Genomic DNA, 19521 nt, shown 5'->3' with positions numbered 1-19521 from the left:
CCGTTTTTGCGTTATTTGCTAATGAAAGTAGTATCTTTAAAAACTCCACTAACGTATTTTAATTTATTATTCATGCAGGAAAAGAGCACTACATAGTTGGAGGATTTTAGAATGATTGTTAAGTAGATAGAGTCAATGTGTATATTATTACAATTAATGTTATTTTTATCTTTTTAGATTAATATATTGAAATAAAAGTAATCTAATGATATATTTGCTAATGAAACTATCAATGGGTTGTCGACATCAAGCTTTACTAAAATACATATATACTCAGGAAGAACAAATGAAAAAAAATGCTGCAACGTTGATTTTATTTGTCTCTATATTTCTATCAAGTATGAGTATGGTTTCTGCACAAAGTTCTACAGAAAATACATATAATACGAATTCAGCAACGAATCCTACAGTACTGAATCCTGTAACTCCAGGCAGTTTTAATAGTCCTTTGACTCCTGCTCCAACCAAAAATTCAGGCATTGGTATTCTAGCTACGGATGGACAGAATATGTCCTATTCGTTTAATAATCTTACAAATCGAATCATATCAAACAGTCCACTGCCGGGGCATCGATATGGTACGATCAGTTTAAACATCGTTCAGGATACGGGATTAAGACAATCTCCAGCAGATATTACGTATCGCTTTATGTCGACTGATGGGAGTTTGGCTTCTAGCTCTGTACAAGTTGCAGGTAATATTAACGGGAAAACAATTACGATCAGAAATGTACCTAAAGCTACATCAGACAAACCTATTTATCTTTTTATTTTTAACAACCGTTCAGATAAGTTAATCACATCTGGGAACGGCTACACTCTTTGAATTTAGAAAGGATGATCCCCATGATTCATAAAGCTTGGAAAACAGGAAGTATTGTTGTTGCCGCAGCATGTGTGCTTGGTAGTGGTATATTCTTTTTGAACAATGTCGGTAAAAATGCGAATGCTGCTAGTCAGGAAGCTTCTACAACTCCGGTGGATGTATCTCCTGCAATCCTCAATGAGGTAAAGAATGATGTTGCTACTATTTATGTAGGTGATTACTACTTTAATCGCACGAAACAGACGACAAATGATCTGCCTGCCGACCAAGTTGCACATGGAGTGGAACAAGTCACAGACAAAACCATATTGATTATTGATGAGTATGGACATACGTTCATCAAAGCTGGAACAACCAAAACGGAATAGTTCAAAAGGCGATAGAGCAATTGACTCTATCGCCTTTTGTTTGTGGTGTAGATTCACTTGTACAGTTGGATGTAAGGCGGGCGGGATGGTTGGTTATATGTATTATGTGTTTGCTAGAGGATGCCTTCATTTGAATCCACGCCCTCGCACGGAGAGCGACCGGGGATACCGGATGAGCCTGGAACGAGATATTTTTATATTTCAATCCACGCTCTCGCACGGAGAGCGACGCGTGATACGGGAAGCGGTTGTAGTGGATACCTATTTCAATCCACGCTCTCGCACGGAGAGCGACTTTTACACAATTATAAAGCGTGCTACCAGTAGTCCATTTCAATCCACGCTCTCGCACGGAGAGCGACTGATACATTAATTGGTGTTTTTCCTGCTCTAAGCATTTCAATCCACGCTCTCGCACGGAGAGCGACAATGGCTGGCGTTAAACCCTTTTGCAATGCCGTAATATTTCAATCCACGCTCTCGCACGGAGAGCGACAAAATAAAGATAGATTAGCTAACTTCTAAGCAATTATTTCAATCCACGCTCTCGCACGGAGAGCGACGTATCTCCGCGCCAAGAGCAGGTAGACAAGTTCCAATTTCAATCCACGCTCTCGCACGGAGAGCGACTAGATACGGATTCTGGTACTACAAAGTGACCGAACGCATTTCAATCCACGCTCTCGCACGGAGAGCGACGTAGTCATCGTGGATTAATTCTTGCGATCCCCGACTAATTTCAATCCACGCTCTCGCACGGAGAGCGACATTGGATTGAGCGGTTGTCCAGCCTTTTCAATCTGATTTCAATCCACGCTCTCGCACGGAGAGCGACCCGATCTGTTATTTGCCTCATACCAATCTGGAGCATTTCAATCCACGCTCTCGCACGGAGAGCGACCAGCCTCACCACTTCATTTTTCGCTTGCATCATTTATTTCAATCCACGCTCTCGCACGGAGAGCGACAAGCACATTATCGGTGTGCTTCCGAATCATTTAATCATTTCAATCCACGCTCTCGCACGGAGAGCGACAAGATGAAAAAAGGCCCACGTCTAAAACGAGGGCATTTCAATCCACGCTCTCGCACGGAGAGCGACCGCAGGCACTTTCAACCCTTACCCCACAACGCTTTTCACACCAAAAAGCGCGAACCCCATTTTCAGCGTAGCCGAAAAGGGCACAAAATACAACCAAAACGCCGAAATCCCTTGCCCAGCAAGGAGCGCGAACCTCCCAGGGATTTGATGTGAGCTTGGGGTTCGCGCTAAATGCGCATGTAAACGCCCAAGTCCGTTGTAGTACGATGATTGCAAATACACAACCAGATGGTTTAAAACTGTCTCGTTTGGCGCTCCTCATTAATTCGCTATCATGCAATCCATAAGCGTTTATTCTCTTAATTCTACATCCATATAAAATATGTAAAAAAGCCGTGTCGGAACAGAATTTTTTTCCGCACGGCTTCTTATGTGTTATCCTTTATATTTTTATTCCAATGACTTCGATAACAAATGAACTTCATCTTCCGACAGCCCGGTTGCTTCGGCAATCGCAGAGATGGCGACATGTAAACGAAGCAGTCGGAGAGCAGTTTGCCTTTTTTCTTCCTCTCGTCCCTGCTGTATCCCCTGTTCGATCCCCTGTTCGATTCCTTGTTTGATCCCTTTTTCGATCCCTCGCTCGATGCCTTCTTCTATCCCTGCTTTAAATCCATAAATCTCTGCATTTTTGGCGGCTTCCATTAGCGAAGCCTGATCATGCAAAAATTTCTGTCTGGCTTCATATCGCATACGGGCTTCGCGATCCTGGCTGAGAAATTCCAGCGTCGTCATCGCTTTTTTCAATTTCGGCTCATTCATCGTTAGCACCTCCCATTGGTCTGGTGTTGCGCCTTGTAAAAATAACAGCCAATTTGCTAATCCGCCCTGTTCTAACGGGAGCGATCTCGCATCCAATTTGGGTAATTCCAAAAAATGAATCTCAATATCGTCGATCAGCTCGATTCCGGTTCGATCCTCACGTAGATGAAATACGTTGTGATACAGCTCATTTTTTAGCAACTTGAAATTTACGATATTGATCGTTACACAGCGTTGCAGCGTGTTGTAAGATTGTGCTTCAACTAGCTGTGAAGTATACAGCTTGCTCCAATAAAAAAGCGTTCGTTTCTCCATATCATAACGGTTAAAAAGCTGCATTTCCACATTAATTAGTTCACCTTCGGTCGTCCGTGCGCGCACATCCATAATCGACTGTTTGTCCGTGGGTGAGTCTTTATCGGTGTATGGATTGAGTAAAATGATTTCGCGTAGCAATGGTTTATTCGCTTCCATAAAGGTGCGATTAAGAAATGTTAGCAGCACATCACGATTTTCTTCACTACCAAAAATGCGCTTAAATAAAAAGTCATTTCGCGGATCAAGCAACTCTGTCATCGGCAATCCTCCACTTATGCGTTTGGGATTTATAATAACTTAAAAAAGTATTAATTTCAAATAGATTGCTGGGTAGTAGAGGATGGGTAGTTATTTTTATTTTAGTAGAAAAAGTGTAGTTTAACAAGATTTTTAACTCGTTTTTTCGGAAAATAAAAGTGTTGGGAATCCATTTGACTTGGAGCGAAAACACTTTTATTCGTGCTTTTTGAAGTGGAGGGATTTATTGTGGTTTTGCTATAGGCGAAGATAAATGATTGTGACTTTTATTCTTGCATGTAGAACGATTATTTTTAGTATTCCTAGTGTTAATTCTAATGAATTTTAATCTATGCTCTCGTACGGAGAGCGACGACAGAGGTGAAGAAATTAGGGGACGAAATGCCGATTTCAATCCACGCTCTCGCACGGAGAGCGACCGAAGTGCTTTTTTGTGATGAAGACTAAATTTTCGATTTCAATCCACGCTCTCGCACGGAGAGCGACATCAGCCGATTAAGTAGGTGAGTTATGGACACAGATTTCAATCCACGCCCTCGCACGGAGAGCGACGATTTAAATTTTTTTATTCTTCTGATTTCAAATAATTTCAATCCACGCCCTCGCACGGAGAGCGACGACGGTATCATGCGCTACGTCGATCCGGCGACTGGCATTTCAATCCACGCCCTCGCACGGAGAGCGACCAGAATCACATACTCGCTGCCCAGTTTCGCTACATATTTCAATCCACGCCCTCGCACGGAGAGCGACGGTGCAGAGACGCTTGGTTCATCTGGCACAATGTTATTTCAATCCACGCCCTCGCACGGAGAGCGACCGCAGGCACTTTCAACCCTTACCCCACAACGCTTTTCACACCAAAAAGCGCGAACCCCATTTTCAGCGTAGCCGAAAAGGGCACAAAATACAACCAAAACGCCGAAATCCCTTGCCCAGCAAGGAGCGCGAACCTCCCAGGGATTTGATGTGAGCTTGGGGTTCGCGCTGGAATGTGTAAAATCAACCCATTCGCCTGCTTAGCTAATAACAACCGATCTGGCTCCAAACTAGACGGTTACAGTGAATTCCCCGATCGTTTGCTTAGGCATCATAGCAAACCCCAGTTTACCGCTATACGCCCACCCACCGTAACAACTTCAAAAAGCTATCTCCATACCCTAAAAAAGGTATTGCTAACTATCTAAGTTATAAAGTAATATTATCCCATCTATACCAGATGGGATGTGGAATCTTGTATCGTGATGATGAATTGTTGATGTTGTCGGGAATTCAGCATTTTGCGTTTTGTCGTCGTCAGTGGGCACTGATTCATCTGGAGCAGCAGTGGGCGGATAATTTACGTACATATGAAGGGCAGGAGCTGCATCATAAAGCGGATCAGCCGGACATTAAGGAAAAGCGTGGCAAGCTGATCATTTCCAGGGCGATGCCGTTAGTATCGTACCGGCTCGGCGTGAGCGGGATTGCCGATGTCGTGGAATTTCATCAAATGGAAACGGCTACAGACGAGCGTTATTCCACTCCATTACCGAATCGGAATGGGCGCTGGATACCTTACCCGGTGGAATACAAACGTGGCAAACCGAAGCCGGATGATTGGGATCATGTGCAGTTATGTGCGCAGGCGATGTGTTTGGAAGAAATGATGGATGTGCAAATTGAGCAAGGGGCTTTATTTTACGGGCAGCCTGAGCGACGCGAACGAGTCACCTTTACGCCGGATTTGCGTGAGCGTGTGCATTATTATTTGGAGCAAATGAGGATATGTATGCAGCAAGGCATGACTCCACCTGCCGCATACACAAAAGGCTGCCAATCGTGCTCATTGCAAGACATCTGCATGCCACAGATGAAAAACAGCTCGGTATCCCGGTACATTCAGTCGTATTTAAACTAACCAATGGAGAAGGCAATGCCTTACTATGCTCGGAGGTGTAGGATGCGAAAGTTACTCAATACATTGTATGTGACTTCAGCAGACAGCTATTTGGCGCGCGATGGGGAAAATGTGCTCATTTTAAAAGGACAGCGAGAAAGTGAACAACAGGAGAAATCCCGTATTCCGATTCACAATTTGGAGCAAATCGTTACCTTTGGTTATACAGGTGCAAGCCCGGCGTTATTTCATCTATGTGCGGAACGCGGGGTTTCTTTGTCGTTTCTGAGTGAGAGCGGACGCTTTCGTGCGCGTATTCAAGGCAAAGTGTCCGGCAATGTATTGCTGCGGCGCAAACAATATCGGCTGGCAGATGACCCCGAGCAGTCGGCAAAGCTGGCGGTACAAATGGTGCAGGGGAAAATCATTAACTCGCGCTCGGTATTGCAGCGTGCACTTCGCGATCATAGTGTGCATATGCAGACGGCACAGGTGCAGCAGGCGGTCGATTCACTCAAACAGAGCGCCCAGCGCCTGCCTTCGTTTACAAATGTCGATTCCATTCGTGGCAAAGAAGGCGAAGCGGCAAAAATTTATTTTTCGGCGTTTAATGAACTGATTTTAACCGAACGGGATACGTTTCATATGCAGACACGCAACCGCCGTCCGCCGCTTGATCCGGTTAATGCGCTCTTGTCGCTGTTGTACACTTTTTTGCGGCTGGATGTGCAAGCGGCGCTAGAGACGGTTGGGCTTGATCCGGCGGTAGGGTTTTTGCATCGTGATCGTCCGGGGCGTGCTAGTCTGGCGCTCGATATGATGGAGGAATTGCGTGCGTATATGGCGGATCGGTTGGTGTTAACGCTCATTAATCGCAAACAGCTAACAGCAGCTTCGTTTATCTACAAGGAAAATGGAGCGGTATTGTTAACAGACGAGGCGCGCAAAACGGTCATCGGTGCTTGGCAACAACGCAAACAGGAAGCGATTAACCATCCTTATTTACAAGAGAAAATTTCGCTCGGTCTGTTGCCGTATGCGCAGGCATTATTGATGGCACGCCATATTCGCGGCGATCTGGACGACTATCCGCCATTTTTATGGAAATGAGGGCTGACGATGATGGTGCTGATTACGTACGATGTGCAAACATCTACACCTGCTGGGCGCAAACGGCTGCGCAATATTGCGAAAATCTGCCAAAATTACGGACAGCGTGTGCAAAATTCAGTGTTTGAATGCCTTGTCGATCCGGTGCAATTCAAGCGTCTACGCACACAGCTAGAGCAAGAAATGGAAATTACCGAGGACAGTTTGCGTTATTATATGTTAGGAGCGAATTGGAAAAGGCGGGTGGAGCATATTGGGGTGAAACCGGGCTATGACCCAGAAGGCTTGTTGCTGCTGGAATAAAAGACGCTGTTTGGCAGCGATGTATATTGAATTACGGTGAGAATATAGCGTGGATAGATGATCGTTCGTGTTGATCATTTTTAAAAGTGTAATCATATAAACCATTTTACGAAGGAGGCAGCCTGATGGATTATATTGCACATATTCGCAAACACGACAAACAAATTCAAACCGTCGATGATCATCTGCGCGAGGTGAAGCAGCTTTGCGAGCATTATGGAGCCAAAATCGGGGTAGTACATCTGGCTGGATTGTCCGGTTGGCTGCATGATTTGGGGAAAAATACGATTCGTTTTTACGATTATATTCAAGCTGCGGTGTTTGATCCGGAACATGCCCCAAGCAAAGGTTCTGTCGATCATTCGACCGCAGGCGGCAAGCTGCTGTACGATCGCTATGTTCAGCAGCAGGGAATTTCTGCGCGCAGTGTAGCGGCAGAATGGATCGGAAACTGTATCATTTCGCATCATCAAGGGCTACGGAATTTTGTGGATGGAGAACAAACATCACCTTATCTAGATCGTGTACAATGGAGCAAGCGGGACGAACAGAAGCGGTGGCAACTGCAACAGGACTATGAGCAAGCTTGTCGCGTATTTTGGGAGCGTGAATCGGTCGATACATTCGATCACTATGTCACTCAGGCGGCAAACGAATTTGCTAGTGTGATGGAGAAAATCCACCACTCTTTACAGGTACAACATCGTCCGATTGTGGAAGCACTGACGACCAAATACATATTTAGTTGCCTGATCGATGCAGATCGTCACAATAGTCGTTTGTTTGAAGAAGGAAAGCCGTCTGCTCCGACCGATGAGTTGGAAATAGCACAGTCTTTTTTTCAGCGGGCATATGATCATTTGCTGGCTCATCTTGCCAAGCTGGAGCAGACAGCAAAAGCGGGCGAGCCAATTAATCGGTTGCGCCGGGAAATGTCGCGGCAATGCGAGCAATTTGCTGCCAAACCGTCAAATGTGTACACATTATCGATTCCAACAGGCGGCGGCAAAACATTAGCCAGTTTACGTTATGGGTTACGTCATGCGCTCGATCATGGCAAAGAACGGATTATTTATATCGTTCCGTACACGACCATTATCGAGCAAAATGCGCAGGAAATTCGCAAATTGCTGCCAGAAGCGGATCGAGATTTGATTTTGGAGCATCATTCCAATGTCGTGGATGAGATCGATCCGCAGCATGATGATGTGGACGAACAGCAGCAACGGATTCGGCTCGCCAGAGATTATTGGGATCGACCGATTATTTTTACGACGATGGTGCAGTTTTTAAATACGTTTTATGCGAAAGGCACGCGGAATACACGGCGTTTGCATCGGCTAGCGAATGCGGTGTTGATTTTTGACGAGGTGCAAGCGGTGCCGATTAAATGTATTTCGCTGTTTAATATGGCACTGAATTTTCTGCAAACGATCGGGCGATCTAGCATCGTATTGTGTACTGCGACCCAACCGGCACTGGATGTAGTGGAAAATCCGATTACACTGCCGCCTGACAGTGAGATCGTATCCAATCTGGCTGAAGTGAATACGAGTTTTAAACGAGTCGAGATTATTGATCGCACGACCGTAAGCGGCTGGGATGCGAGTGAAATTAGTGATTTTGTGGGCGAGTGTATGGAGCAGGCGAATAGCTGTCTCATTATTTTGAATACAAAAATAGCGGTACGGCGCCTGTATGATCAGTTAAAACAGACGTATGCTGAACAAGGACGACAAGTGGCGCTATTTCATTTGAGTACGAATATGTGTGCAGCGCATCGAAAAGAAATGCTGGAAAAGATGAAAAAGAAACTGGAAGCTAGCAGAAAGCATCCGCAACACAGCGAGCAAGTCATCTGCGTCAGTACACAGTTGATTGAAGCAGGTGTGGATATTAGTTTTGAGTGTGTTATTCGTTCGCTTGCCGGGCTCGATTCGATCGCTCAGGCGGCGGGGCGCTGCAATCGTCATGGGGAAGATCGGTTGCGACAAGTTTATATTATTCGTGCACAGGATGAAGTGTTGTCCAGACTCCCGGAAATTCGCATCGGTGGCGAGCAGACGAATCGTATTTTGGATGAGATAAGGCGCGGGGTGGCGCAAGATGTTGAAATTTTGTCGCCTGCCAATCTACGTATGTATTTTCAATATTATTACCAGCAGATTAAGAACGATATGGATTATACTGTCAATAAGCTGGAACAGTCATTGTTTACGTTGATGAATAGTAATGCAGATTATGTAGGAGCTTATGTGAACAAGCATGGGGTTAAATTTCCGTTATATAGTAAAGCATCGTTTGCGACGGTGGAGCAGTATTTTGAAGTGATTGACAGTAAGACCTATTCGATTATTGCTCCGTACAATGAAAATGCGCGCGAGTTGATCGCTGATCTGATGGGCGAACGAAGAAGGATCGATCTCGGTGCAGTATTTCGAGAATTACAGCAGTATATGGTCAATGTATATGATCAGGCATTCAAAAAGCTCTCTGACGAAGGCTATATCAAACCTGTATTTGAAGGTCAAGTATTGATTTTATTAGAGAATGCCTATTCTGACGAGTATGGTATTGATCTTGAAGGCACAGCCGATTTGTCAGTGCTGATTGGCTAAAGTGCAATAGGGCTAAGTCTACAGGCAACATATGTTATATGAAAACATGCAAACTTAAGCAATAATAGGGATCGAATGGATTCATAAACCGATGTTCATCACGTTAACAAGTACTGTGACTGTCCTATCACTACTCTTAACATCAATCCCCCTCTAGCGGGAAAAGAAGGTGAATCGTTTGCGTAATCAAATTGAGTTTGAAGTGTATGGCAACTATGCGCTGTTCACTGATCCGCTGACTCGGATTGGTGGGGAGAAATTTAGTTACCAAGTGCCTACGTATCAGGCGCTCAAAGGCATTACCGAAAGCATCTATTGGAAGCCGACCATTACGTGGTATGTCGATGAAGTGCGGATTATGAATCCGATTCAAACCGAATCGAAAGGCATTCGACCGATCGAATATCAAAGCGCCAAAAACACGCTTTCCTATTACACCTATTTGAAAGATGTACGTTACCAGGTGCGCGCGCATTTTGAGTTTAATATGCACCGGGAAGACCTTGCTTTTGATCGCAACGAGCACAAACATCATAATATCGCCCGCCGTGCGGTAAAGGCAGGCGGACGACGGGATATTTTTCTCGGCACACGTGAATGTCAAGCGTATGTGGAGCCGACTGTATTTGGCGAAGGTAAAGGGGCGTATGATGATGTGAATGAGCTGCATTTTGGCGTGATGTTGCATGGGATTAGTTATCCTGATGAGACGGGCGGCAATGAGCTGCAAACCCGTTTATGGCACGTCAATATGAAGCGTGGCATTATTCAGTTTGATCGTCCGGAAGACTGTCCGTATGTGCGTAAAAGCGGGAGCGGCATCATTAAACCTTTTGCCGCCAACATGATTCAGTCGGCAGATGAACTGTATGCGGAATGGTTTGGCGAGGAGGAGGGCTGATGAATTGGTTGCAAAGTTTGTATGCTACGTTTGAGAATAATAAGCAGGTTGTCGGACAATTTCAAACGAATAAGCGTGGACGTGAATATGCGCTTATTCCAGTGGCACATACAACACAGGCAGCTCATATCGAGATTATGCTTAATGAAAATGGAGATTTACTGTCGGCTAAAGTTATTGAAAAAGCTTTAAACAGTACAATTCTTCCTACTACAGAAGATTCAGCTAGCAGAGGTAATGGAATTAATCCATTTCCTTTGCATGATAAGTTGCAATACATTTCAGTAGATTTTAACAAGTATTGTCCAAACAACGAGAAGAAAGAAAAAAATAAAGATATATCAAAATATAATGATATTAATCTTCATCATCAACATTATATGGAAAATCTAAAAGCATGGTGTGATTCGCCATTTGCCCACCCTAAAGTGCAGGCGGTATATCGCTATCTTGCCAAAGGCACACTGATTCATGATCTAGTGCAGCGCGAGATACTGCATGTTGGCGAAGATGGTAAATTGCTGGACAAGTGGACGACTGAAATGGGCGAAAAGCCCGCTATTTTTAAAGTGATCGCTGGTGATCAAAGCGCGGCGTTTGTGCGTTTTGCGGTAAATGTGCCTGGTGAACCGGAAAGCCGACTATGGCGTGATCCGTCGGTACAGCAGTCATTTATCGCCTTTTATGAGCAGCAGCTTGGTCAACCGGAATTATGTTATGTGACTGGCAAGATGCTGCCCTACGCGGACAAACATACGTCCCGTATTCGTAATTCCGGCGATAAAGCGAAGCTGATTTCGGCTAACGATACATCCGGCTTTACGTATCGCGGCAGATTTCACCATAGCACCGATGCAGCAGTCGTCAGCTATGAAGTATCGCAAAAGGCGCATAATGCCTTAAAATGGCTAGTCGAGCGACAAGGCATCCCGGTAGACAGTAAAGTATTTCTCGTCTGGGGAACCGATCGACCGGACGTGCCGGAAGCATTTGCAGACTCATACGATGTGTGTGTACAAGCGCATGAAGTGAATCATACGGAGTTGAACACGCATAGTACGGAAATAAATAAATGGACAGCGGATACATGGCAGCCTGACGCGGAGCGAGACACTGCCAGCCAACATGCTGCATTAGGTGGAGATCGTACACATAGCGCCTTTGCGCAGCAAATACGCAAGGCGATTAATGGGTTTCGTTATGACGCGCAGTATGAATCCGATATTATCGTTATGATTTTGGATGCGGCGACACCAGGGCGTTTGTCGATTGTATATTATCAGGATTTGAAACGAAACCAGTTTCTCGATCAGTTGTTAGACTGGCATGAGACGTGCTTTTGGCAACATGCGTATCGCAAAGATGACCATAAACAAAGACTGATTTTTAGCGGCGCACCGTCTACACGCGATATCGCCTGGGCAGCATATGGCGCGCAGGCTAGTGACAAATTGATCAAAGAATTAATGGAGCGCATGTTGCCTTCGATCATTCAAGGTCGTGCCATTCCGCAAGATATCGTACGCAGTGCGATGCAGCGCGCCTCCAATCCGGTGAGCATGGATTATTGGGAATGGGAAAAGACGCTTAGTATTACATGTGCGCTAATTAACAAACAATCTATTGACCAGCAACGTCGCCAAGCTAGCAGTACAACCGGAAACGAACATACTGACACATTCCATTCGTCACATATCAACGATAAACAGGAGGGCTTTAGCGTGGCAATCGATACAGAATTGGAAGATCGAAGTTATCTGTTTGGACGTATGCTTGCGATCGCTGATGTATTGGAACGCAGAGCATTGGGCAAAGAGGAAAAACGAGCGACCAATGCGATCCGGTATATGAATGCGTTTGCCAGACACCCGATGCGGACGTGGAGCATTATTCAACAAAATTTACAGCCGTATCAAGCACGATTAGGGCTGGCGGCAACGTATTATAATATGCTGCTAGATGAAGTCGGTTCCAAGTTGCGTCCGCAAGATTTTAATAATGAGCCGTTAACCGGACTGTATTTGCTCGGATTTTATAGCCAGCGTCATGACCTGTACACGAGCAAAAAAGCGAAAGATGCCGCGCTAACCGACGATGAACAAACTGCGAGTGACCAAGATGAACAAGGGAGCGAATAAACGATGAGTACACTGGATCATAAAATCGATTTTGCTGTTGTATTGTCTGTCCATAATGCCAATCCGAACGGTGATCCATTAAACGGCAATCGTCCGCGTCAAAATTACGACGGCTACGGTGAAATTTCGGATGTATGTCTGAAGCGCAAAATTCGCAATCGTCTGCAAGATATGGGCTTGTCATTGCTCGTGCAATCGGATGAGCGCCGCAGCGACGGTCATCGCAGCATTAAGGATCGGGTCGATGCGAATGCAGCCGTACAGGAATTTGCCAAAGGCAAAAAAACAAACATTGAACTGTATGCACAAGTCGCCTGTAAAGAGTGGATCGATGTGCGCAGTTTTGGGCAAGTGTTTGCTTTTAGCGGAGGTGGTGAAGCGGGTGGGGGCGTCTCGATTGGTGTGCGCGGCCCGGTATCGATTCATGCGGCAGTGAGCGTCGACCCGATCGATATTTCCAGTTTGCAAATTACGAAAAGCGTAAACTCGACCACACCAGCAGGCGACCCTAACAAAAAAGGTTCCGATACGATGGGCATGAAACACCGCGTCGACTTCGGTCTGTACGTCTTTTACGGTAGCATCAACACCCAACTCGCTGAAAAAACAGGTTTTACCGAAGAAGATGCACAACATATCCGCCAGGCATTAACGACTTTGTTCGAAAATGACACTTCCTCTGCACGACCGGACGGCAGCATGGAAGTACACCATGTATATTGGTGGGAGCACAATTCCAAATTAGGGCAATATTCCTCCGCCAAAGTCCATCGTTCATTGCAATTGAAGAAAAAAGAACAGGTCGAGACAGCGCGTAGTTATGACGATTACGAAGTGATCGTACAGCCGCTGGACGGGCTTGAGGTGCAAACGTACGAAGGGTTGTAAAGGGTTGTAAATGAAGATTGTTGTTTGTAGTTGTAGTTGTTTGTAAATGAATATGGGACTGAAAAATAAGTATAGATAATAAGCAGCGCGAACGCCAAGCTCACATCAAATCCCTGGGAGGTTCGCGCTCCTTGCTACGTAAGGGATTTCGGCGTTTTTGTTGTTTTTGGAGCAGTTTTGAAGTAGGCTAAAAGAGAGGTTCGCGGAAATCCCCCGTTTTTCCCTTGTAGGATAAGGGCTGGAAGGGTTGGCAGTCGCTCCCCGTGCGGGAGTCGCTCCCCGTGCGGGAGTGTGGATTGAAAGTATTGGTTCAGGTGGTGATACAGGCGGTACAGGTAGTCGCTCCCCGTGCGGGAGTGTGGATTGAAAGAATCGTCTAAGTTTTTGAGACAATATCGTATTAAGTCGCTCCCCGTGCGGGAGTGTGGATTGAAAGTCAATCAACTGGAAGCGGAAGACCAGTCGTCGAACGTCGCTCCCCGTGCGGGAGTGTGGATTGAAAGCCTTCGTTAGCGCTGCGTTCGGCGGCGTTCTAACGTCGCTCCCCGTGCGGGAGTGTGGATTGAAAGACAACAGAACGCAGTGTGTCACCTTGGGAACCCACTGTCGCTCCCCGTGAGGGAGTGTGGATTGAAAGTTTATATACTAAGTATATCATAGATAAATTTAGAAGTCGTCGCTCCCCGTGCGGGAGTGTGGATTGAAAGCAAGCCGCCCCCGGCTCGGTTAACATCATCATTTGGTGTCGCTCCCCGTGCGGGAGTGTGGATTGAAAGAAAAAATTGACGTAGAGTGGGATTATATAATCAGTCGCTCCCCGTGCGGGAGTGTGGATTGAAAGTCTCATAGTCTATTCATCTCCTTTCAGGATACGTGGTCGCTCCCCGTGCGGGAGTGTGGATTGAAAGTGCCGAATCGGCTGATTTTGGGTATAGAAGTCCCTGTCGCTCCCCGTGCGGGAGTGTGGATTGAAAGCATAAGAACTTTTAAGATAGATTCATATAATTTGGTCGCTCCCCGTGCGGGAGTGTGGATTGAAAGAGATAAAAAAGAAGTGGAAGCAAAATTGTTTTTCGTCGCTCCCCGTGCGGGAGTGTGGATTGAAAGAGATATGAGTTTTGGAAGTTCTCTGAGCGTCTTTGGTCGCTCCCCGTGCGGGAGTGTGGATTGAAAGTCAAAACCCGTAAATGCGATGCCGTCGTCCGAATAGGGTCGCTCCCCGTGCGGGAGTGTGGATTGAAAGGTCATGATGATCGCAACTACGATAATAATCGCTACAGTCGCTCCCCATGCAGAAGTGTCGATTGAAAGTCACCAAGCTGTTGCTGAGCATCAGTCTTTGTAGTGACACTCCGATTTCAGCCATGTAGGTAATAACCCATTTAGCTCAAGCGGCTGCCATCAAGCTTAACTACCTGTAACAGCACAGAGCACCAATCCGCCCTCCAACCCATCAACTAAACCAAAAAGCAGCAGCCCCTTCACACAGGCTGCTGCTTTTTCCCATTCCATCATCCTGCTATCCCTACTTACTCCAACCCACTCACAAATTCCGCTTCAGCACACTTTTATGATGCGAGAACACTTCAAAACTTTGCTGACCATGATACGACCCCATCCCACTTTCACCGACCCCGCCAAATGGCAAATAGTGAGACGTCATATGCGATAACGTTTCATTAACACAGCCGCCGCCAAATGATACCGTGCTTAACACTTCGTCGATTAGCGCTTCAGTTTGCGTAAACAAATACAATGCCAGCGGTTTAGGACGGTTAACGATTTCATCCAACAGTGGCTGTAACTCGTCATATGCAATCACAGGTAGAATCGGGCCGAAAATTTCTTCCTGCATAATCGGCGCATCCCAACTTACCTGATCCAGCAGTGTTGGCTCGATCAGCAGTTCATCGCGTTTGGAACGTCCGCCGAGCAGCACCTGTTCATTTTCCATCAATCCGGTCAAACGATCAAAATTGCGTGTATTTACGATATGAGGGAAGTGCGGGTTGTGCAGCACATCGTCGCTGTATTTGTCGGCAATTTCGGCTTGCAGCAATTCGGTAAATTTAGCTTTGACGCTGCTATGAATGAGCAAATAGTCCGGTGCCACACACGTCTGTCCGGCATTCAGGAACTTACCGCGTGCCAAGCGCTCCGCCGCCAGTTTTAGGTCGGCATCTTCATGTACGATCGCTGGACTTTTGCCGCCGAGTTCAAGTGTGACCGGGGTCAAATGCTCGGCGGCGGCACGCATGACAACACGTCCGACATGGGTGCTGCCGGTGAAAAAGATATAGTCAAACTTTTCCTTAAGCAAAGCAGTGCTCACTTCCACTTCGCCTTCCACGACAGCGATATAAGCAGCGGGAAACAGATCGGTTACCAGTTCAAAAATGAGGTGCGATACAGTTGGTGTCAGCTCGGACGGTTTGAGCACAACCGTATTACCGGCAGCAATCGCACCGATTAGCGGGCCAAAAGCGAGTTGAAACGGATAGTTCCACGGCGCAATAACCAATGTGGTGCCATACGGTTCGGGATAAATAGTGCTGGTCGCATCCGGCAACGCGGCTGCGGTTGGCACAGTGCGTGGAGCTGCCCAAGCGGTTAAATGTTCTAGCGCAAAGTCCAACTCGCCCAGCACGATCCGAATTTCGGAGCCAAATGCTTCCGGTTCCGATTTGTTCAGATCGGTATGCAGCGCATCTATAATACGCTGTTGATAACGCTCAATACCACTGCGCAATGTACGCAATGCTTCCATACGATAAGCGAGATCACGCGCTTGTCCGGTTTTGAAAAAGCGACGCTGTTCTGCAATTAATTGTTGTATCGATTCCATCTGGATTCACTCCTGTAGGTTATATCGTTTATCTATTTTGCTTGTTGTGAGTTGTAATAAACATTGCTCGCAATATGTTTGTTTTTGAAATAATTATATACAACATAAAGCATTATATGATAGCCGTTTGGCGGTTACAATAACCAGAACAATTACTGATGCGGCTTATGCCTCATTTGTGGTATAAATAAGTGTGAAGATGTTGAATTTTCGATCTGCATGCAACTATAAACGATACAGGAGTGTGATCCCGATGCCTGATTCATTTTCTGCCACACCTCAACCTGCCGGAACCGTACCGTCACCGATTCATCATCCGGCGCAGACGCCGCGCATCGATCCGCGTATTGTACGTACACGAGCGCTGTTGCGTGATGCACTCATCGAGCTAATGGAACAACAATCGTACGACAAAATTACGATTCAACAGCTTGCCAATCTTGCTACTGTCAATCGGAAAACGTTTTATTTGCATTACGAAACGAAAGATCATTTGCTGTATGCAGTGACAGATGAGTTGTTAGGTGAACTGTTTGGGGAGGCACGTGATGCGAATTCATTTGACCAAGCGGTAGAGGAATTGCAGCGCTATATTGCCGACCGGATTTTCACGTACATTATCCGGTATAAACGATTTTTTGAAGTGATGTTTGAACGGCAGGCGATGTCCAATTTTGTGCAATATATGAAGCAGTATATCGCACGTTTTTACGAGGAAAAATTTGCCGAGCTAGCGGACGATAAATTGCCAGTACACAAAGATGTAATTGCAAGCTATATTAGCTCCGCTTATGTTGGGGTCATTCATTGGTGGCTACGCGAAGGGATGCCGTACACGCCGGCGGAAATGACCGAGCAGATGATCGCCCTGAATTCAAACGGCCCGATTCGGTTGATTCAGCAGGCGAATCCACCAATTGACCTTAACTAGTAGATTCGCCTTGTTATGCTTATTCTGTACTGGATGGGTAGCTAATCAATCATATTAGCTAGCGTAAACACCCTAGTGAAAATTAAAGTTGGGCTAATTTTTGATACGTTTGCTTAAAAAACAGATTGCAATGAGAACTCACTATATCTGGTTCAATAGCTTCCAGCATCTGTGCTCCATGTGTTTTTTTACTGTAGCGAAGACCGAATTTAACATTTTCTATACCGTATAATTGAATAAATGGTTTTAGAAAATCTTGATCTGAAAATATATTGATCAATTCATTACTTAGTTTTATAGTACATGCTTCGTTAATACATGGACCACCAAATTGTTCGATATGCGCGCCGCAAAGAATTTGATTTTTGATATACTGCGACATTTGATGCCCAAAACCAGGAAAGTTACTGTATAATTTTTCGAAAGAATGAATAGGATCAGCAATAAACCAAGCTTCTACTTCCGGAGAAGCAATAAGCACATAAACAGGAATAGGTTTACCAAGAATAGTTTGTACATCCGTTTGTAATCTATTCATCCAAGCGTTAAAATCTGTATCTAAAAACCTACAATCAGCATCATCAATCAGTAAAATTCCATCACTATTTATAAAATTTTGAGAGTACTCTTTAAGCACTTTGTGCATTTTGGCTACAAGGTTTTTTCCGGTTGTGCCAGTATGGGCATTATACATAGTTGGTGAGGTAACATCAGATCGTGTCGGTTTTGCACCTTTATTTAAAGCTGGGAATTGTCTTGACCAATTAATATTAGCGTTTATTTTTAAAAGAAATTTTTGCATTCCACCTACTTCTGTTTCTCCACCTGTGCAAAAATAATGAATGGTTTTCATTTACCAAGGCCAACCTCCTAATCTAGGTTCACCAATTCGATATAAATCTCCCAGTTCCCAACCTTGCTCTAGTTGTGTAATTAAACTTTCTTTTTTTACAATATTAACTTGGTTATTTATATCTTTTTCTTGTTTAGAGTTTGTTACATTAAAAACAAGTAACGACAATAAATCTTCTGAAAAATAATCAGTAAACCCATCTAGGAAATCAGGGGAGTGAGAACTAACGAAAATTTGCTCATAGGAATTAGAGAGTTTGATCCAATTGGCTAACTTTCTTAACCAAGCAGGATGAATATTCAATTCAGGTTCATCTAGGCTTAATAAAGAATATTTTTCCGGAGACCATAAAATTAATGCCATTAAAAGCATTTTGATAGTGCCATCAGACATTTCAGATAATTTGAAGTGGCGTTTATTTATAGTGAGCTGCAAATATGAATAAGTATCATCAATTTGTTCTATGGTGATTTTATCGAGATCAGGCAATATTTCTTTTATTATTTGTTCATATTTTTTTAAAAAAGAATATTTTTTTTCTAGAAAAGCTAGTACATTAACAAAATTTTTAGCATCAAATTCTAGCCAATTTGAATTTAAGTTAGATTTGATAGGTTTTTTAACTTCAGATAAGTTGAAATCGGTACTGCGGTAAGACCTAAATCTAGTGAAAAAATTAGTGACATGAGTAGCTGTTTTTTTGAAATTTGGATACAAATCCAGTCGAAAAACTTCTTCTTCTAAAAGAGATTCCAATTGATTTAAGACAGAATCTTTATTGGATACGTTAAGTGAAACCGTTTTTGGCGCGCTAGTTAAAGTTCTTTGTTTAACAGAGAATTTACCGATTCCTTGTTTTTTACTGTGACATGAGATGAATTCAAAAGGAGCCAATTGACCTTCTTGTGGGCTGGCATAATTTAATTTTTCGGAAGTGATTTCAAAATCTTCTGGTGGTGTATGGTGATCTGAAGGGACTTTAAATTTCAAACTATATTTTAAAGCGGGTAGGTTCTCAAATGTACTTAAAACCCAGCTAAGTTCAATGGAGTTAGGTTTTTTAGAATGTCTATCTAAAATATCATTCCAGCCGCGCTTTTGTAATTCGTTAAGAAAGGAAGTTTTATAATAAGAAAACTTTTTTGAGTTATTATCATGCTCATTCGTCATAACACTGGAAGAAAAATTTAATGCGTCTATCAAATTACTTTTACCAGCATTATTAGGACCTATAATCAAATTCAATTTACCGAAGTTTAAGTTGTTTATATTTAAATTTCTATATTTTTTAACAGTAAAGGATTTTAGCATTAGATCACTCCCTTGTTTTTTCGAACCAGTTAATGAGCAACTAAATAATTGTAGCATAATTTTTTATGAATCAAAAAAATCAGTATAAACCTTTAGCCTATACTGATTTT

General features: G+C 44.3%; 14 protein-coding genes and 3 CRISPR repeat arrays. Of the genes, 10 read left to right on the top strand and 4 right to left on the bottom strand.

Features of this window, described 5'->3' with window-relative positions; translation table 11 throughout:
- The first annotated feature begins 286 nt into the window (after window positions 1-286).
- Window positions 287-826, top strand: coding sequence for a hypothetical protein (locus tag U1I11_RS18810; protein WP_322907672.1), 540 nt, complete (start codon window positions 287-289; stop codon window positions 824-826).
- A gap of 20 nt (window positions 827-846) precedes the next feature.
- Entirely contained in the window at window positions 847-1194 is a 348-nt protein-coding gene (locus U1I11_RS18805; RefSeq protein WP_322907671.1) for a hypothetical protein, read from the top strand.
- A gap of 128 nt (window positions 1195-1322) precedes the next feature.
- Window positions 1323-2296: direct repeats of the CRISPR family, unit length 32 nt; unit sequence ATTTCAATCCACGCTCTCGCACGGAGAGCGAC.
- A gap of 390 nt (window positions 2297-2686) precedes the next feature.
- On the opposite strand, the gene U1I11_RS18800 is transcribed toward U1I11_RS18805, so the two are convergent.
- Complete coding sequence (locus tag U1I11_RS18800; RefSeq protein WP_322907670.1) at window positions 2687-3634, bottom strand: Rpn family recombination-promoting nuclease/putative transposase; 948 nt, start codon at window positions 3632-3634, stop codon at window positions 2687-2689.
- A gap of 321 nt (window positions 3635-3955) precedes the next feature.
- A CRISPR array of direct repeats spans window positions 3956-4454; the repeat unit is 32 nt; unit sequence ATTTCAATCCACGCCCTCGCACGGAGAGCGAC.
- A gap of 414 nt (window positions 4455-4868) precedes the next feature.
- Between U1I11_RS18800 and cas4 the strand changes: the two genes are divergently transcribed.
- From cas4 to cas7c, 7 genes are all read left to right on the top strand, one after another.
- On the top strand, window positions 4869-5534 hold the full coding sequence (cas4, locus tag U1I11_RS18795; RefSeq protein WP_322907669.1) for a CRISPR-associated protein Cas4: 666 nt from the start codon (window positions 4869-4871) through the stop codon (window positions 5532-5534).
- 42 nt (window positions 5535-5576) lie between these two features.
- Window positions 5577-6623, top strand: coding sequence for a type I-C CRISPR-associated endonuclease Cas1c (cas1c, locus tag U1I11_RS18790; RefSeq protein WP_322907668.1), 1047 nt, complete (start codon window positions 5577-5579; stop codon window positions 6621-6623).
- Window positions 6624-6632: 9 nt separating this feature from the next.
- Window positions 6633-6926: a CRISPR-associated endonuclease Cas2 gene (gene cas2 / locus U1I11_RS18785; RefSeq protein WP_322907667.1), complete on the top strand. Its 294-nt coding sequence runs from the start codon at window positions 6633-6635 to the stop codon at window positions 6924-6926.
- Between the two features lie 125 nt (window positions 6927-7051).
- Entirely contained in the window at window positions 7052-9544 is a 2493-nt protein-coding gene (gene cas3, locus U1I11_RS18780; protein WP_322907666.1) for a CRISPR-associated helicase Cas3', read from the top strand.
- Window positions 9545-9722: 178 nt separating this feature from the next.
- A complete protein-coding gene (gene cas5c, locus U1I11_RS18775; RefSeq protein WP_322907665.1) occupies window positions 9723-10445 on the top strand; it encodes a type I-C CRISPR-associated protein Cas5c in 723 nt (240 codons plus the stop codon).
- Complete coding sequence (gene cas8c / locus U1I11_RS18770) at window positions 10445-12583, top strand: type I-C CRISPR-associated protein Cas8c/Csd1 (protein WP_322907664.1); 2139 nt, start codon at window positions 10445-10447, stop codon at window positions 12581-12583. The genes cas5c and cas8c overlap by 1 nt, the downstream gene beginning before the upstream one ends.
- Before the next feature lie 3 nt (window positions 12584-12586).
- Window positions 12587-13471: a type I-C CRISPR-associated protein Cas7/Csd2 gene (cas7c, locus tag U1I11_RS18765; RefSeq protein ID WP_322907663.1), complete on the top strand. Its 885-nt coding sequence runs from the start codon at window positions 12587-12589 to the stop codon at window positions 13469-13471.
- A gap of 271 nt (window positions 13472-13742) precedes the next feature.
- Window positions 13743-14782: a CRISPR direct-repeat array (repeat unit 32 nt; unit sequence GTCGCTCCCCGTGCGGGAGTGTGGATTGAAAG).
- 232 nt (window positions 14783-15014) lie between these two features.
- Here the strand turns inward: cas7c and U1I11_RS18760 are convergent.
- On the bottom strand, window positions 15015-16316 hold the full coding sequence (locus U1I11_RS18760; RefSeq protein ID WP_322907662.1) for an aldehyde dehydrogenase: 1302 nt from the start codon (window positions 16314-16316) through the stop codon (window positions 15015-15017).
- A gap of 253 nt (window positions 16317-16569) precedes the next feature.
- Between U1I11_RS18760 and U1I11_RS18755 the strand changes: the two genes are divergently transcribed.
- Window positions 16570-17247, top strand: a complete 678-nt coding sequence (locus U1I11_RS18755) for a TetR/AcrR family transcriptional regulator (protein WP_322907661.1) — start codon at window positions 16570-16572, stop codon at window positions 17245-17247.
- Between the two features lie 82 nt (window positions 17248-17329).
- On the opposite strand, the gene U1I11_RS18750 is transcribed toward U1I11_RS18755, so the two are convergent.
- Both U1I11_RS18750 and U1I11_RS18745 read right to left on the bottom strand, forming a co-directional pair.
- Entirely contained in the window at window positions 17330-18100 is a 771-nt protein-coding gene (locus tag U1I11_RS18750; RefSeq protein ID WP_322907660.1) for a hypothetical protein, read from the bottom strand.
- Window positions 18101-19411, bottom strand: a complete 1311-nt coding sequence (locus U1I11_RS18745) for an AAA family ATPase (protein ID WP_322907659.1) — start codon at window positions 19409-19411, stop codon at window positions 18101-18103.
- Between the last annotated feature and the right edge of the window lie 110 nt (window positions 19412-19521).

Origin of the sequence: Paenibacillus campi, assembly GCF_034659835.1 — a bacterium.
GTDB lineage: Bacteria > Bacillota > Bacilli > Paenibacillales > Paenibacillaceae > Saccharibacillus > Saccharibacillus campi.
Note: the sequence above shows the minus strand (reverse complement) of the source record. Positions and strands in the feature narration are given on the sequence as shown.

Bases quoted from the DNA above. Each gene is read 5' to 3' on its own strand.
- U1I11_RS18810 (WP_322907672.1), top strand. From the start codon at position 287: ATGAAAAAAAATGCTGCAACGTTGATTTTATTTGTCTCTATATTTCTA.
- U1I11_RS18805 (WP_322907671.1), top strand. From the start codon at position 847: ATGATTCATAAAGCTTGGAAAACAGGAAGTATTGTTGTTGCCGCAGCA.
- U1I11_RS18800 (WP_322907670.1), bottom strand. From the start codon at position 3,634: ATGACAGAGTTGCTTGATCCGCGAAATGACTTTTTATTTAAGCGCATT.
- cas1c (WP_322907668.1), top strand. From the start codon at position 5,577: ATGCGAAAGTTACTCAATACATTGTATGTGACTTCAGCAGACAGCTAT.
- cas2 (WP_322907667.1), top strand. From the start codon at position 6,633: ATGATGGTGCTGATTACGTACGATGTGCAAACATCTACACCTGCTGGG.
- cas3 (WP_322907666.1), top strand. From the start codon at position 7,052: ATGGATTATATTGCACATATTCGCAAACACGACAAACAAATTCAAACC.
- cas8c (WP_322907664.1), top strand. From the start codon at position 10,445: ATGAATTGGTTGCAAAGTTTGTATGCTACGTTTGAGAATAATAAGCAG.
- cas7c (WP_322907663.1), top strand. From the start codon at position 12,587: ATGAGTACACTGGATCATAAAATCGATTTTGCTGTTGTATTGTCTGTC.
- U1I11_RS18760 (WP_322907662.1), bottom strand. From the start codon at position 16,316: ATGGAATCGATACAACAATTAATTGCAGAACAGCGTCGCTTTTTCAAA.
- U1I11_RS18755 (WP_322907661.1), top strand. From the start codon at position 16,570: ATGCCTGATTCATTTTCTGCCACACCTCAACCTGCCGGAACCGTACCG.
- U1I11_RS18750 (WP_322907660.1), bottom strand. From the start codon at position 18,100: ATGAAAACCATTCATTATTTTTGCACAGGTGGAGAAACAGAAGTAGGT.
- U1I11_RS18745 (WP_322907659.1), bottom strand. From the start codon at position 19,411: ATGCTAAAATCCTTTACTGTTAAAAAATATAGAAATTTAAATATAAAC.